Origin of the sequence: Alloprevotella rava, assembly GCF_014195585.1 — a bacterium.
GTDB lineage: Bacteria > Bacteroidota > Bacteroidia > Bacteroidales > Bacteroidaceae > Alloprevotella > Alloprevotella rava.
In genome coordinates, this window is sequence record NZ_JACICA010000004.1 from 86,047 (window position 1) to 102,495 (window position 16,449).

The following is a 16,449-nucleotide window of genomic DNA, read 5'->3' on the forward strand; positions in this document are numbered from 1 at the left end:
ATTCTTAGTAAATAAAGTATGGAAAAATCATCTCCAGCCTTATATCTTATTCCCTGCACCTTAGGTGCAACCCCCATAGAGCAAGTGCTTCCTGCCTATAACAAGGAAGTTATTCTCAGTATCCGCCATTTCATTGTAGAAGAAATCCGCACAGCTCGTCGCTTTCTCAAGCAGGTAGATCGCGATATAAATATCGACGAACTACATTTCTATCCCATGGGAAAGCACGCCGAGGTCGATAGGTTTGCTTCTTATTTAGCCCCTTTGCGCAAGGGAGAAAGCATAGGTGTTATCAGTGAAGCGGGGTGCCCTGCTGTGGCTGATCCTGGTGCAGATATTGTTGCCATTGCGCAGCGTGAGGGGCTCCGCGTTGTTCCGCTTGTTGGGCCTTCGAGTATCATTTTGGCCGTTATGGCCAGTGGTTTCAATGGGCAGAGTTTTGCATTTCATGGCTATCTGCCTATAGATCCTTCCGATCGCCAAAAGAAGTTGAAGCATTTAGAGGAGGTTTCACGGCGCGAGCATCAAACGCAGCTGTTCATCGAAACGCCTTATCGTAACAAGAAGATGTTCGATGATATTCTCCGTGCTTGTTCGCCAACAACGCGGCTCTGTTTGGCAGCAGGTATAACAACAGAGCAGGAGTGGATAAGGACGCAGACACTCAAGCAGTGGAAACAGAGTGGCCTTCCCGAGCTGGCTAAAATTCCGGCTATCTTTGCAATCTATGCGCGGTAAGTCCGTGCGACTTTTTTAATTTATTACTATATATAACTTTAGAAATGGAAGATACATTGGTTTCTAAGCACGTATTGGATATGAGCCAATACGCAGGAAAAGGCAAATGGAAAGGAGTCGTCATTGTGTGGACAGTTGTTCTCTTCATACTTCTTGCAACGCGTTTCTCTTTTATTCAAACAGAAATTACCGATTTTGCGATTTCTGTTTGTGGTGTCCAAGGAGGTACTAAAAATGCAAATTTTCTTATCAATGAGTTTTGGGTTGCGCTTATACCTCTGGCCATCGGCACTTTCATTTTGTGGCGGCGAAAGCAATCGTTCTCTGAAATACGTATCTACGAAAATAGTATGGGCTTTGTGCTGTTAGACGGGAAAGAGCACCGAGTGCGCCACGAGCAAGTGTATGTTCACTACGGGAAGTATCAAAAAACTTTCTGGATTGAGTGTGCCGCTCTGGGCATCTCTAATTATTATTACTATTGGGGGGATTTTTCTAATTCCGAAGTACTTTGCGATAATTTGCTGCGCTATGCAAATTGGAATATGAGTAAGTACCAAAAACAGTAACCACTCTTTTTTAGGGGAGAAGTGGCAACTAACAGTTTGAAAACTTTTGCAGAATATGGGGCTTGCTTGGTATAAAGCATATATTTGTAACAGAAATCTATAAAAAAAACATCAAAAGATAGCGTCATGAGATACATTCTTTTTGTTTTTACTCTATTGTTCTCTCAGTTAGTGTTTGCGCAAAAGTTGCAGACTTTTGATGGCCCGTATGAGGACGGAAGGGCTCTTTATACTTTTTATGAAGGAAAGGATGGTTCTTTTGTTTTACACGGAACTTTTACTTTTAAAAAGTTGAACTATACAATAACGGGGGGCTTTAAGCATAACCGAATGGATGGTTGTTGGCGTGGACATTATCTGAATAAGAAAAGCGGAAAAGAATATAAAGAAACAATATACTTTAAGAGGGGAGTTGTTGATGGAGCTTATAAGTTAATCTTTCAGACACCAAAACGATTAGAGAGAGTTCAGGCAATGGTGCGTAATAATCGTTTTGTAGGCGCTGCCACAAGAATCTTAAAAGGTGATACTATCTCAATTATCTTTGATGGGAACGGATTCCCTGATGGGCAATGGCGTCGTCAAGATACTTATTATACATATACGGAAGATTATAGCCATGGACTTTTTTTGAAAAGTTTGTATATAGATAATCGAACTGGCGAAAAACGCGCGGGAGGGAATCAAGATTCAGAAATTAGTGCTATGGATTTTTTGCAGGCATACGATTCTATTAAACAAGCGTCAGTTGTCAATGGAAAAGAGTTTGTCTCGGACGTAAGAAAAGAACATAAAGGACTTTTGGAGTTGGCGTTTTATAACTATGGTTGTACGTTTAGATATTTGCCTAATAAATTAAAATCGGAGATAGAAAATTTGCCATATAATGTTCCTTTTATACATATACGTTCTAAGTCGGGATATACATCATGGGATGCGTTAGATAAGAAGATAGAAGAGACAGAGGCTTCATTTCCTGGTGGATACAGAGAAATGATGAATTTTATGATAAACGAAATGAGGTATCCTCAAACTGTAAAAGAAGACGTTGAGGGAAAGGTTGTTGTAAGGTTTACAGTGAATGAAGATGGAACAATTTCTGATGTAAAAATAGTTCGTAGTCTTAGTCCTGAAGCGGATCAAGAAGTGATGAGAGTGATTTCTAAAATGCCTCGATGGACTCCAAAGATGGTGAATAAGACTCCTGTTAAATCAGATTTTACTCTTCCTATTACTTTTAAATTGAAATAGCAGAATTGAACTTTTGCTGTTATATCTAAAAAATAAGAGAGATTTCCTTGCAAGGTAATCTCTCTTGTTCATTTGTATTGTGCGCAGTTATTTTTTTAGCGAATAAAGAGTAGTTCGCGGTATTTGGGAAGGGGCCACGTTTCGTCCTCAACAATAAGTTCGAGTTTGTCTATGTGGTAGCGGATATTATCGAAGAAGGGTTCTATTTTGTCATGATAGGTAATGGCCTTTTCGCGTTCACTCTCAATTTTGTTTGCCTTTTTGCGCTCTTCCACCATCAAGTCGACATTCTCAGCAATGAAGTTGAGGTGTTTGTTGATTTTCTCAATCAAGTCGACATTATAGGCGCAGAGTTCCTTTGCGCGGTCGGTAGGGAAGGTCTGTTGTATTTTGTAGACATTATCAACGAGAGCACTTTGGTATTTCGTAGCCACAGGGATGATATGATTGAGGCAAAGATCGCCAAGAACACGCGCTTCAATCTGAAGTTTCTTATAGTAAGTCTCCCATTTGATTTCGTTACGCGCCTTGAGTTCGTGGAAGTTCATGACGTTCATTGATTCGAACATCTTAACCGTAGCGTCGTCCAAGTAGCGATCGAAAATAAGAGGGCTACTTGTTTCGCAGTCGAGTCCGCGCTTTTCAGCTTCTTTCTTCCACTCATCGCTATAGCCATTGCCACTAAAGCGAATGGCCTTGCACTTTTTGATGTCTTCGCGAAGTACGTCGAGGATTGCGCTGACTGTGCTATCACCTTTCTCAATCAAAGCATCTACACGTGTTTTGAAATGGGTGAGAGCTTCAGCCATTGCAGTGTTCAGCACAATGAGCGCACTGGCACAGTTGGCACTCGAGCCTACTGCACGGAACTCAAAGCGATTACCCGTGAAGGCAAAAGGAGAGGTGCGGTTGCGATCGGCAGAATCGATCATGAGTTCTGGAATCTGCGGAACATCGAGGCGGAGTCCGTGTTTGCCTTCGAGTGTGAAGAATTCTTCCTTGGAGGAAACTTCAATATGATCGAGTAAGTCGTCGATCTGCTGTCCGAGGAAAGAAGAAATGATGGCAGGGGGAGCTTCGTTAGCACCTAGGCGATGGGCGTTGGTGGCACTCATGATGGAAGCTTTGAGCAATCCGTTGTGGCGATAAACCCCCATGAGCGATTCAACAACAAAAACGGCAAAGCGCAAATTTTCTTCAGATGTTTTGCCTGGTGCGTGGAGCAGTATGCCCGTGTCAGTAATGAGCGACCAGTTTTCGTGTTTGCCCGAACCATTGACGCCATTGAAAGGCTTTTCGTGGAGCAAACAGTGGAAGCCGTGCTTGCGTGCAACACGTTTCATCAGCGACATGAGTAACATATTGTGATCCACTGCCAAGTTGCATTCCTCATAGATTGGGGCTAATTCAAACTGATTGGGGGCTACCTCATTGTGACGTGTTTTGCAGGGAATACCGAGTTCGAGTGCTTGGATTTCTAAATCTTTCATGAAAGCCGCCACACGCTCGGGAATAGAGCCAAAGTAGTGGTCGTCCATCTGTTGATTCTTCGCAGAGTCGTGTCCCATCAGTGTGCGTCCAGTTAGTAGGAGATCTGGTCGAGCACCATAAAGATCTTCATCCACTAGGAAGTATTCTTGCTCCCAGCCCAGATTTGTTGCCACCTTTTTCACTTCTGGATAGAAGTATTGTGCAACACCTGTTGCAGCATGGTCGAGTGCGGCAAGAGATTTTTTTAAAGGCACTTTATAGTCGAGAGCCTCTCCTGTGTAGGCGATAAATACTGTGGGAATCATCAGCGTGTCGCCGATGATGAAAACGGGAGATGCAGGGTCCCACGCCGAATAGCCGCGGGCTTCGAAAGTGGAGCGGATGCCACCGCTAGGGAAAGAAGAGGCGTCGGGCTCTTGCTGGACAAGGGCTTTGCCGCTAAATTCTTCAATCATCCCCCCCTTGCCATCGTGCTCAACAAAGGCATCGTGCTTCTCTGCTGTTCCTTCCGTGAGTGGCTGAAACCAGTGAGTGCAGTGGGTTGCGCCCATTTCCATTGCCCAGCGTTTCATGCCCTGCGCAATAGAGTCGGCCACGTTGAGGTTGAGTGGAGTGCCTTGCTCAATGGCTTCGCAGTATCGTTTGAACGTTTCTTGGGGGAGATAGTGGAACATCTTTTCTCGATTGAAGACGTACTTGGCGTAGTATTCTGACGGTCGCTCCTTGGGAGCTACAACTTCTATAGGACTTTTCTTAAACGCGTCTTCAACGACTCTGAATCTTAAACTCATATTCTATTGTTGGTTACGAGATACTTTTTAATTAGGGGGGACTTTGTAACCCCTCTTGCTTGTTTTGGGGCTCTACGATCTGTAAACAAGTGTCCCCCAAAACTTCAAGGAGAGATGGGGGACTATCGTTGTAGCTATTGTACACAGGCTTTGACGGCACTATTGAACGCATTAATAGCAGCGCAAACCTTGTAACTACACCCCTCGTTAGACACTTCCGATAGATGTTTTGGCGAGTTCAGCGAGCAATACCATGTGGTTGTGCTGTACATTTTTGCTAGTTCAATTTTATGAGCCATGAGCCAATCTAAATTTTCAGCTGCAAATATAAGATGAATTTTAGGTAAGAAAAAAGTCTTCCGATAAAAAGCCTTCATAGAGGGCAGAGAGAGGGGAAAATTTACACTTGAAGTTGGACCTTACGATCAACTTCTTGCGAAATTATTACCTTTGCATTAGAAACCCCAAAAAGAACTGGAAAATGCAAATAGCCATAGTTGTTCCGTGTTATAACGAAGAACCCGTTTTGTTCGCCACCAATGAGGTGCTGCTTTCTGTGTGTGAGAAATTAAAGACAGAGCAAGCGGTGGATGCTCGCATTCTCTATGTTGATGATGGCTCGAGTGATTCCACTTGGAATCTTATCGAAGCCTATTCGCAAAAGAATGGATGTGTGGGCGGCTTGAAGTTGGCGCATAATGTGGGGCATCAGCGCGCGTTATGGGCTGGATTGGACTGGGCTACACATCATGCGGATGCAGCTATTTCTATTGATGCCGATTTGCAAGATGATGTTGAGGCCATTCACGAAATGGTTCGACGTTTTCTTGAGGGGAAAGACATTGTTTATGGCGTTCGGCGTGCTCGCAAAACCGACACTTGGTTTAAGCGTACAACAGCACAAACTTTTTATAAATTGATGCGAGGCTTGGGAGGTGATGTGCTTTATAATCACGCCGATTTCCGACTTCTGAGTCGTCGTGCTCTCGAAGCTTTGTCAGAATATTCAGAGCGCAACCTTTTTCTTCGAGGCATGGTAAGAACCTTAGGCTTTCAAACTGCGGTTGTACTCTATGATAGAAAGGAGCGTCAAGCAGGAGAGTCGAAATATCCACTTGGCAAGATGATAAGCTTTGCTGTTGATGGGATAACATCCTTCTCCGTGCGACCTTTGCGCTATATTACTTACCTTGGACTGATTTTTATGTTTATCTCCTTAGCGGCAATTATCTATGCCATCGTGGTTTATGCCGAAGGGAGAACCATACAAGGTTGGACAAGTTTACTCGTCTCTCTTTGGTTTATTGGCGGAGCTATTCTAGTTGCTCTTGGCGTGATAGGCGAGTATGTCGGAAAAATTTACTCTGAAGTAAAGCGCCGCCCACGTTATATTGTGGAGAAAACAATTTAGATTTTTGCTTCTTTGACCCAAACTATTTTATGCAGAGCTGAGGAGGAAACTGTTGGGAAAAGAGGACGGAAGTTTTAATGCTTTTGAATAGAAAAAGAAACGGGTAGGACGAAAGTTCTACCCGTTTCTGGATTTAGCGTTTCTTCTTCCTTTATTTTACAAGGATCTTTTTACCATTGATGATATAGAGCCCAGTAGTAAGAGGCTGCTGGACCCGGCGGCCTTGCAAGTCATAAACATTAGGAGAGGTCATCGTGTCGGTGCTTTCTATATCATTGATACCAGTGATATCGAAGACTCCTGTTTTGGCTGCTTGGCGCAAAGCTGCAATAAGTTCCTTATTAGGCGTGATACTATAGTTATCGTAAATGTTCCAGTAATTACCGTTTTGGTATGTCCGGCTGCTCTGAGTGAGTGCTCCCCCATTTGCTGTAGTGGGATCTGCATAAGCATCTTTACCAGTAGAGAATTTCGTGGTTTGATTGACGGCAGTCATAATGAAACCACTTGTTCCTTTGCGTAGGCGAATGTAAATAGGGGTGTCGCTCATAGAACTTTCCGAACCTTCACCTGCATTGGCAGGATTGAGGAACTTCTTTGTTTTCATATTATATATGAAGTACACTCGCTTGGAGTTTTTCTCAGCACCCACAATCATCCAGTTTGCTGCAGAGTCTGTTAGTTCATACTTCTGCTGGTAAAGATTGAGAGCTGTTACACCATCTTTGGGATTTGCTCCACGCAGGGTTGGGTAGTTTTGTCCTTCAATATTTAGTAGCGAACCATAGCCGTATGTGTTCTCTATTATATATGCACGCTCAGCGCTGAGATTACTTTCGGCCATGATTGAACCGTATTTAGCCAGTTTCCCATGGTGCGAGAGGGCGGTGAGAGCTTTTTGTATTTCTTCGGATGTGGCTGTGTCAAGATGAGAATAAACATCACTGAGATATGTGTTAACATCTTCTTGTGAGTAATTATTGAGCTTTCCTGCATTCTCGTAGTATTTCTTTACTAATTGGCGCAGTGCTTCAATGCTTTTTGAGAAGAAGTTTACTTCGGATATCGCCATATAATGTGCAACGCCCGAGTCATAACCTTCAGTAAAATAGAGGCGTAGCCAACTACCGTTGGGCAAAGAGAGTGGAGAGGAGAGCTGGATGCTCTGAGAAGTACCGTTTCCTAGAGTGTATGTGCCTTCTGTTGTCCACGACCTACCATTGTTTTGGGAAATTTGAACCTTTACAGTTTTTGCAATGTACTTAGAAGCTGAATGGCCGCTATGTGTGGTTAGCGTAATACGGTCTAATTGGATGTCACCATCATGTGTGAAGGTAATGAAGTGTGGGTAGGTGTAGCTTGAGCCCGTACTCCAATTGGAATGCCAATAAGTTGTGGCATTTCCGTCAAGTACGAGGTTCGCACGTCCGTTATTGCTCCCTTCACCTTCAGTCTCTTCTGAACTGAAATTCTTTACTGTCCATTTGTTTTGAGGTAACTCTGTGAATGCGTCTTCAAGTGCTGTTTGCATACGCTGTACATCCTGTGTGCGCAAAGCTGGTTTTACGTTACGTTCAATGAGTGCCGTCAACGTTTCATCGGATGGAAGGAAATCGCCTGGTTCGAGATAATTGATAGTGAAAGATCTACCATCACCTTGTGGTTGATTAGGTTCTATGTATCCGCCAGATTGCATCAAAATGGCTTGTTCTCCGTCATAATCTACATAGGTCTGATGGCGGTCATTGCGTGCGCCTTTATTATCTCCACCATCAGTGTGACCAAACGAGAAGATATTGCGGTTGTACCAATTGCCACCCTGCATAGAACGTGTGAAAATTCGACGGTAGTAAGCTTGATGCTTAGCATTTCCTTGACTGGTGTTGCCTCGTGTATATTCTTCCAAGAAAGCATTGAATCCTGAACCGAAAAAGAGCGACTGACCTGCCATGCGCTGTGAGGAGATATAGTGCCATTCGTTGTCTTCACCACGTACGTTATACCATGCAGAGATAATAGTGTTCTCGTAGTTTGAGCCATCTTTCAACTGAATCTGTTCTGGACGAACGTTCAGCAGAAAACGTACCCATTTGCCCGGTTTCCAATAATCGCCGTTGAGAATTACATGGCAACCCGTGCCTTCTCCTCCAAAACGTTCAACAACTGTATTTTGTAGAGTGCTGTCAATACCGATGATGCCGCTACGCTTGTAGGCAGCCAAAGATGGGTTTGAATCTGTATCACCGTTATCCCAAGAGGAGAAGATAATAGTATGGTTCATAGCTCCATTTTTCATCTTGCCGTTGTTTTGGATGCCGATGTAACCATTCTTGAAACCAAAGGCTTCAACGTATGTTCCCAGATAGTCGGACGTTTCTGGAATTTGTACTTCGTCATAAATCCAGTCAAATGCATTGCCATTGGGTAGTTCTGGAGCTGTGGAGCCAAATCCATTGAGATGGAGAGAGGGAACACTTCGCCAATCGGCTAAATAAACAGCATTTGCTCCACTGACATTTGTGGATGAGATTGTAAAGTCGCCCATCGACGTGTTTGCTGAAACTCCGCGTAAGATAAAGCGATACCAACCTGCTGAAGGCGTGGTAAAAGTGAAGTTGTGAGCATTGTTTTGTGTGCTGACATCAACTTCGGTATTCATGTTGCGCACGTCTATCGTTCCATTATTTCTCGATTTTACGGTGTATGTGCCTTTGGGGAAACGGATATACCAGGCAGGGCAGAATCCAGCAGGTGGATACAAAGAGCTATAACCGACCTTGTCGGTGCTGTTGCCTTGTGTGTCTACAATGTAACCGCCTGTAGTTCCTTTGGGTTCTACACTAATTGTCCAGCTTGTCTGTGCCGATAGCGATAAGGTGCTGAATAGCAAGATAATGCTGAGAAGTAGTAATTTTCTCATTTTTGAATGATAGTTTAGTATTGGTAATAGTAATTTTGTTATTTTTATGTGACAAAAATATAAAGATATTTGGAGGTTCGATGTAAAAAACTGTGAAAAATGAAGTTTCTTTATGCAAATTTGCAGTAAAGACTCTTATTTAGGAGAAAGGCAGACAGAATGAAATCTTCTGTCTGCCTTTATTTAGGGAAAAAGTGAGGCAATACTTAGACTCTCTTGTTTTGTTCAACTTATTTCGTTTGAAACTCGTAGAGAAGAATGTTTTGGCGAGTGTCACAACTGCGATGATGGAAGTCGCGAATAGGCTCTAGTTGTATGTTTGGATTGAGACGACTAAAGGTTGCAACGTCGCGATCGCCAATGAGGAGTAATCCAGAATGAACTTCAGGATTAAAAATTTGGATGCGGTTATGACAGTAGAAGTTGAGCGTGAAGAAATGAAGCATCTTATCCTTATCATCCACAAAAGAATAGAGCGGTTTTTGCTTCGCATAGTTTTCCACTTCTGCGGCCAAAGGTTTATCGGAGCGAGAGCTCATCAGTGGCGGTAGCAAAAGAGCATCGAGCAAGAGGAAAGCGAGTAAGGCATTATAGACCACATCTTGAACGGGGCGTCCCAATTGAGATAAGGAGTAGTAGAGATAGATGGCAATGACGCACACAATAAGAAATACGCTATTGTTGCTGCTTGTGAGTGAATTATTGGCCAATGCGTGGAGCATAGTGATATATTCAGTCGCATGTCGGCCGTGGAAAATGCTATCGGGAATAATGCCCGATTTAATAATAATCATTCCAACAAAAACAACTCCTACAATCGTTGCCAATATCCATCCAAAAACCTTTACAATGCGAGGTCGCACGGCAGAGAGGTACTCGAAAAGGCGCGTCACAAAGTATGCCACGAAAGGATATACGGGGAGAATGTAAACACCTCGTTTGCTTTTGGGGATGGTATAGAATACGATGATGAGAACAATGGCTAACAGGGAGAAGAGTTCCACTTGGTCCATTTTGCGGATGTGCTCCCATAATCTTTTCCACCACGCACTTTTCAGAATTTTGAGCTTTCGCCATTGTTCGCGTTGGATGGTGAAGAGAGCCATGAGGCAGAAGAGCGTATAAGGTACTGCACTGCTCAATAGTATGACGGGATAATACCACGCTCCATTCTCATGAGAACTGTAAGGCATCTTACCGAGGAAGCGCAACACGTTTTCTTCATAAATCAGATACAAGAATTTGTCGCCTCCTTGTAGCCATGCAGCGTAGTACCAAAGGCACGGGAGAATCATTGCGCCCATGGCAGTGAGAGCAAAACGCCAAGTGACAGACCAAAAACTGCGGCCTTGTATCCAGAGGAATACGCAGCTTACTAAGCATGGTAGGATAATTGCTACTGGGCCTTTTGTCAGCATTCCGCAGCCCATCCAAAGAATGGCCCAAATAGGAATACCGCGCAAATCGCGCTCCATCCATCGGAAGAGCTGATAAAGTGCTAACACAATGAAGAGAGTGAGCACCATATCTACTCGACAGTTTGTGGCTGCTCGATGAACCTCAAATGTCGTGAGCATGATGACCGATGTGAGAAGAGCTGTTTGTTGGTTCTTGCGCCGAGCGAAGAAGCAGAAAGTCATTACGGCTAAAACAACTCCAGCCACGGCGGAAGGAAAACGGGCGCTAAACTCATTGACGCTACCAATAACAACAGAGGTGGCAGCTACGAGCCAATGGTACATGGGAGGTTTGTAGGCAAATTCATCGCCATTATTTTGCGGCAGAATCCAATTATTAGTGTCGAGCATTGTAAAGGCTACAATGGCTTCGCGCGGTTCGCCCTTAGTGTTAAAGTCCGTCAAACCGATAAAGGGAATCAGCGTCAGAGTGGCTATAAGAATAATAGTAATGAGGTTGGAGCGATATTTTTGAGAGTCGTTCATCTTTTATAATATAAATGAGCGTAAAGGGATGTTTAGATTCTTCTGATCATTCTTGTGTGTCAGTTTTAGTTTCTTCAGCTTCGTCAACAACTATAGTTGACTTTGGATGTGTTTTTTTATACTTTCTGATTTGCCAAGCAGAGACAAACTCCAAGATAGCATAAAGACAGAAAGCTGCACCAATAATACAGAACGGAATACTCGCAGTTTCCAACGGGAAAGCTATGACAACAATGCCCGCTAGCAGAGTTAGTACGGGGACAAAGTAGGAAAGTTTGTCAAACTCAATACCTTGTTTTTGCATGTGCCAGCGTGAAGTGAACTGCGCCGTGCCCGCGAGAATCAAAAAACCTGCTAAAGTGTACATAAGAGCACTGATAAACATAGAGGGCCAAATAAGAAGTATGGACCCTAAAACGATGGTGGCACTACCTAGAATGAGGGATAGAGCTACCTCGCCTTGTGATTTTTTTTCGCGAAAAAGACAGCCGATAGAGAAAAGTCCAGGTATGATGAGTAAGGCACCGATAGCTTGAACAATAGCGTCTGCTATATTATTGGAATATACAAGAAGGATAATTCCTAATACCAAAAGGCAAAAGGCTCGTAGAACTAAATTTCTCACTGAGTTTGTCATGAACGTTGCGTTTTTTGATTTTTCGCAAATTTACGCATTCTATGAGATATTTTGCCCTCTTTGTTCGCTTTTGTCTGATTCTCCTTGGATTTAACATGTGAAGAAACGGAGTGTTGTGCGTTGAAATGTTTTCTTACGCTGAATAATTACGTACCTTTGTCGCGCATTAAGAAATAGAAGAAATGGTACAATTATATTTAGTGCGTCATGGCGAAACAATAGAAAATGCTGAAGGAGTGTTGCAAGGATTGATGCCAGGAAACCTTTCAGAGCAGGGAAAGGAACAAGCTCGTGTTTTGGGAGAAGAGTTGAGAGGGCAGCATTTCGATGTAATGTTTGTAAGCGATTTACATCGTACGGTACAAACTGCTGAACTGCTGAATGAGGTTTTGCAGCTACCTATGATAAAAACGCCGATCCTTCGCGAAAGAGATTGGGGAGAGGTGACGGGAAAGAAAATTGCCGATATAGATACTTATGATTTTCCTCCATCAGTAGAGACTGTAGAACATGTGTTTGAACGCGCTGCAACCTTTATAAATATGTTGCTTCATGACTATGACGGAAAACGAGTATTGGCCGTTAGTCATGGCTTATTTAGTAGAGCTCTCCAAGCTTGTAACACTGGAAAAACGATTCGCGAAGTGTCTTGTATGAAAAATGCCGAAGTGCGACTTCTTGAACTAATACAGCCTATCGTATTGCAGCATCGCGAAACAGAAGAAACCGGCGCAACGGCTAATTAGTAAACTTCTCTTTGCGGTATAGACCATACTTTCTGAACCCAGAAATACCGAATAAGGATGAGGGAGGAAAGGCAAGCATAAAATGGATTTCGCCTCTGTTCTCCTACCATAAAAAAACTTACATTTTGTTGTCACGTTGTCACGACTGCCTCAAAGTTGTTGGTAATTAAAGACTTATAAGCGTGACAACAACTTTTATTCTTGATTTTGTTGTCACACTTCTAACGCTAACTCTTTCAGTTAGTTATACTTCTATTGTGACAACGTGACGACGTGACAACGAAAAAAAATAAAACAAGGAGAAGAGAGCCCCTTTCTGATTTCTATATTCCTGTATAATTCTCTTAATTACAATAAGCGCGTCAGCCAACGCAATAAGGCTGTCAGCTCACCTCCTTATTGTATTTTCAAATGTAATAAGGATATTTGCGATTTTCTATTATGATAGGTACATTCCCTCTATTAGGAAGTTGCGAAAAAGCTTCTGAAGCTTCACCGAGTACGTAAGCTATTATTTTATGAGTTATATGTAACATTAAAATGTTTCACCGAAGCTTCAGGGAATGCTTTTTAAGGGCTTAAAGAGACATAGAGGGGAGTATTATTTCTTGTTTAATTTGAGTGAATTCACAATAAAAATCCCGCAAATCTCACGGCCTACGGGATTCCAAAAAATCAAGATAATATTTAATTAGAAGTTGATATCCAAACTTACACCGAATACATCGTTAGTGCGGTCGAAGTGATCCGTACCTGCTGTATTGAAGGTCCCCAAAGCTGTTGGGAGCTTGCTCATCACAGTTTGTTCGGTAGGAGTCAAGTGAATTTGTCCTGCAGCGGCTGCTTTGCCGAGTGCTGTGAGCTTTTCTGAAAGCTGTCCTCCAAGGTTTGCTTTCAAATCGTTATAGTCCTTCATGTGCTTATCGAAGCCGAGGTAGAAGGTCTTGAAGTAAGCCACATTGATGGCCATATTCTTACGAATCTGGAATTTAGCACCGAAGCCAAGACTCCAAGAATCTGTAACGAAAGAGATATTGTTCAAGAAGTCGCCTTTGCCCAAACCATAGTTGGTGTATTGAGCACCGAGACTGACTGTAGCCCATTTTTTTACATCCCATTCAACACCTCCGAGGAACTCAAAACCATCACCACCGAGCTTGTTCTCGCGGTGCTTATACTGTGTTGCTGCTTTATCGCGGAACCAGTGAGCACCAACATTGAAGCGCAAACTGCTGTCGTTGAGCGCTGTGTACTGAATACCACCTGAGAGATAGGTAGGAAGATCGGCAGGAATTGTCTTGCCATCGTCAAATTCTTCCAAACCACTAGTGTTTTCTCCGCTCTTATTTTTTAGGCGCAAGCGAGTCTTAAACTCCCACTTTGCAGCTAAGTTCCAACGGCCACTCTTCCAGTCAATACCCAGAATAGGCGTTATACCCCAGCCAGATTGATCGCAGTTTAGATTGCGGTCGCCTGTTAAATTGCTAACGCCTTTAGCAAGTGTGGGCATATTGAATTGTGTGAGTAGAGTGGGGAGGTCGACAGCCTGTCCTGTTGTCGTAATCACTTTCATGTCGCGCACATAGCCATAATAATTTGTAGTGGCATAAACTGCACGTACGCCCAGAGAGAGATTCAGCTTACTGTTAATTTTGTAGCCTGCATTCAGCTGACCGCCAATGTAGTATTGACGACCGCGAACATAGCTATTGTAAGAATAACCTGCGGCTGCATTTTGTCCAGTAATAGCATTAGAAGCCGTGTTTACAATGACAGGAAGCATAGCCACCTGACTTTCAAACGAGCCAAGACCATTATTGTAAGCACATTTTCCGCCACCGCCAGTAATACCAAAGTGGGCGGAGAAGAACCATTTATTATAAACCGCTGCTAAATCGAGCGTAGGGAACACAGGTGCTTGAGCTTTTCCCTTGAAGGTTTTCACTCCGTCGGAGGGATTGCCTTGTCCTAAAGCAAAGAGGCTACGGTTGTTTACAGAGCCAAAGCTACTGGTGATTTCGCGAGTTTGATAAGCACTTTCAATATTTAGAGAGAGGTGCCAGCCACGAGAGAGAAAGCCGATACCCGCGGGATTGAAGTAGGCACCATCAATACCAATGGCTGCATCGCGAGCAGGATTGCGTAAGAAAGCTACGCTTTGATTTGTGTTGGTAAGATAACCGCCTGCATGAGCAGAAGCACACAGCAGAAGTGCTGCAGCAAGTGTTAATTTTCTCATATTATAGTATTGAGCAATTTGTTTAATTTTCCTGTTTCTTGTTCAAAACGGCGGCAAAGGTAGATTATTTGCGCACAACTCAAAAGTTTTTGTGCATAAATTTTGCACCTAATATGATAATATGTGCAAAACATGGCTAGAATGAAAACTCTGTATTGCAATTTTTGTTGAGACTGCTCTTGAATTACAGGAGCATAAAATCAGTATTGTTTTATTGATGATAGAAATAGTGCTTTAGTGGAAGCGGTCGTCTCATAATTAGTAGGAATAAGGCATTTCTTGCTTACATCATTGAATCTTCGTATCTTTGCGCGCAAATTTAACAATGTATGTTTGAAAATCTTAGTGAAAGACTAGAACGGTCTTTCAAAATATTGAAAGGTGAGGGCCGCATCACCGAAATAAATGTGGCTGAGACAATGAAGGACATACGCCGTGCGCTGATTGATGCCGACGTGAACTATAAAGTGGCTAAGTCCTTTACCGATGATGTGAAGCAGAAGGCTTTGGGACAAAATGTACTGACAGCCGTGAAGCCTGGCCAATTACTCGTTAAGGTTGTCCACGACGAATTGGCACATTTGATGGGCGGTGAAACCGCCGACTTTAAGATTGACGGTCATCCCGCAGTAGTGCTTATGTCTGGTCTGCAAGGTTCTGGTAAAACCACGATGAGCGGTAAGCTGGCCTTGCTCATGAAAACGAAGAAAAACAAGAAACCGTTGCTCGTGGCTTGCGATGTTTATCGTCCTGCCGCTATTGAGCAATTGAAGGTTCTTGGTGAGCAAATAGAAGTGCCCGTTTATAGTGAGCCAGATTGCAAAGATCCGGTTGCTATTGCTCAGCGAGCTATCCATGAGGCAAAAGCAAAGAATTATGATCTGGTGATTGTCGATACTGCTGGTCGTTTGGCTGTTGATGAGCAGATGATGAACGAGATCGCAGCCATTAAAGAAGGTATCAATCCGGACGAAACGCTTTTCGTTGTTGACTCAATGACAGGTCAGGATGCTGTTAATACTGCGAAGGAATTTAATGAGCGTCTCGATTTTGACGGTGTGGTACTGACCAAGCTCGATGGCGATACCCGCGGTGGTGCAGCATTGAGTATTCGTACGGTTGTGAATAAGCCTATCAAGTTTGTTGGTACGGGTGAGAAATTGGAAGCTCTTGACTTCTTCCATCCTGCGCGTATGGCAGACCGTATTTTGGGTATGGGTGATGTTGTAACCCTTGTGGAGCGCGCTCAGCAGCAGTATGATGAAGAAGAAGCTAAGCGACTTCAACGAAAAATCCAAAAGAACCAATTTGACTTTAACGACTTCTTAGCCCAGATTCAGCAAATCAAGAAGATGGGTAATTTGAAGGAGTTGGCCTCAATGATTCCTGGCGTTGGAAAGGCTTTGAAAGATGTGGAGATTGACGATAATGCATTTAAAGGAATTGAAGCAATCATTCAGAGTATGACACCTGAGGAGCGTCGCCGTCCAGAAATCTTAAACACAAGTCGTCGCAATCGAATTGCAAAAGGTAGCGGTACGAGCACGCAAGAAGTGGGTCGCCTCATCAAGCAATTTGATCAAACGCGTAAGATGATGAAGATGATGACGGGAAACAAGATGGCAAATCTAATGGCGCGAATGCCTAAGGGAAAGATGCCGAAGATGCCCGACGGTATGGAAATGCCTGATTTTAATAAATAAGACGAATAAA

11 protein-coding genes are annotated in these 16,449 nt (G+C 43.3%); 6 read left to right on the plus strand and 5 right to left on the minus strand.

Translation table 11 applies throughout. The annotated features are described in order from the left end of the window. Positions 1–18: 18 nt before the first annotated feature. From FHS60_RS05150 to FHS60_RS05160, 3 genes are all read left to right on the plus strand, one after another. Entirely contained in the window at positions 19–738 is a 720-nt protein-coding gene (locus FHS60_RS05150; protein WP_183695936.1) for an SAM-dependent methyltransferase, read from the plus strand. Positions 739–782: 44 nt separating this feature from the next. Next, positions 783–1,307: a hypothetical protein gene (locus FHS60_RS05155; RefSeq protein ID WP_183695939.1), complete on the plus strand. Its 525-nt coding sequence runs from the start codon at positions 783–785 to the stop codon at positions 1,305–1,307. A gap of 126 nt (positions 1,308–1,433) precedes the next feature. Further along, on the plus strand, positions 1,434–2,558 hold the full coding sequence (locus FHS60_RS05160) for an energy transducer TonB (RefSeq protein ID WP_183695942.1): 1,125 nt from the start codon (positions 1,434–1,436) through the stop codon (positions 2,556–2,558). A gap of 95 nt (positions 2,559–2,653) precedes the next feature. Here FHS60_RS05160 and FHS60_RS05165 read toward each other — a convergent pair whose 3' ends face one another. Beyond that, positions 2,654–4,840, minus strand: a complete 2,187-nt coding sequence (locus tag FHS60_RS05165; protein WP_183695945.1) for a glutamine synthetase III family protein — start codon at positions 4,838–4,840, stop codon at positions 2,654–2,656. 481 nt (positions 4,841–5,321) lie between these two features. Here FHS60_RS05165 and FHS60_RS05170 point away from each other — a divergent pair, with 481 nt between their 5' ends. Continuing rightward, positions 5,322–6,251: a glycosyltransferase family 2 protein gene (locus FHS60_RS05170; protein WP_183695949.1), complete on the plus strand. Its 930-nt coding sequence runs from the start codon at positions 5,322–5,324 to the stop codon at positions 6,249–6,251. A 151-nt stretch (positions 6,252–6,402) separates the two neighbouring features. On the opposite strand, the gene FHS60_RS05175 is transcribed toward FHS60_RS05170, so the two are convergent. The 3 genes from FHS60_RS05175 to FHS60_RS05185 all read right to left on the minus strand — a co-directional run bounded on the left by FHS60_RS05175 (position 6,403) and on the right by FHS60_RS05185 (position 11,751). Then, positions 6,403–9,171: a DUF3472 domain-containing protein gene (locus FHS60_RS05175; RefSeq protein ID WP_183695952.1), complete on the minus strand. Its 2,769-nt coding sequence runs from the start codon at positions 9,169–9,171 to the stop codon at positions 6,403–6,405. Between the two features lie 230 nt (positions 9,172–9,401). Next, positions 9,402–11,114, minus strand: a complete 1,713-nt coding sequence (locus tag FHS60_RS05180) for an ArnT family glycosyltransferase (RefSeq protein ID WP_183695955.1) — start codon at positions 11,112–11,114, stop codon at positions 9,402–9,404. A gap of 46 nt (positions 11,115–11,160) precedes the next feature. Then, entirely contained in the window at positions 11,161–11,751 is a 591-nt protein-coding gene (locus FHS60_RS05185; RefSeq protein WP_183695958.1) for an HdeD family acid-resistance protein, read from the minus strand. Between the two features lie 182 nt (positions 11,752–11,933). Here FHS60_RS05185 and FHS60_RS05190 point away from each other — a divergent pair, with 182 nt between their 5' ends. Then, positions 11,934–12,497 carry a histidine phosphatase family protein gene (locus tag FHS60_RS05190; protein WP_183695961.1) on the plus strand — a complete coding sequence of 188 codons (564 nt, stop codon included), beginning with the start codon at positions 11,934–11,936 and terminating at the stop codon, positions 12,495–12,497. Between the two features lie 691 nt (positions 12,498–13,188). Here FHS60_RS05190 and FHS60_RS05195 read toward each other — a convergent pair. Beyond that, positions 13,189–14,736 (minus strand): hypothetical protein, encoded by a 1,548-nt coding sequence (locus FHS60_RS05195; protein WP_183695964.1) that lies wholly within the window; start codon positions 14,734–14,736, stop codon positions 13,189–13,191. 329 nt (positions 14,737–15,065) lie between these two features. On the opposite strand from FHS60_RS05195, the gene ffh reads away from it, so the two are divergent. After that, positions 15,066–16,439, plus strand: coding sequence for a signal recognition particle protein (ffh, locus tag FHS60_RS05200; protein WP_183695967.1), 1,374 nt, complete (start codon positions 15,066–15,068; stop codon positions 16,437–16,439). The last annotated feature ends 10 nt before the right edge of the window (positions 16,440–16,449 follow it).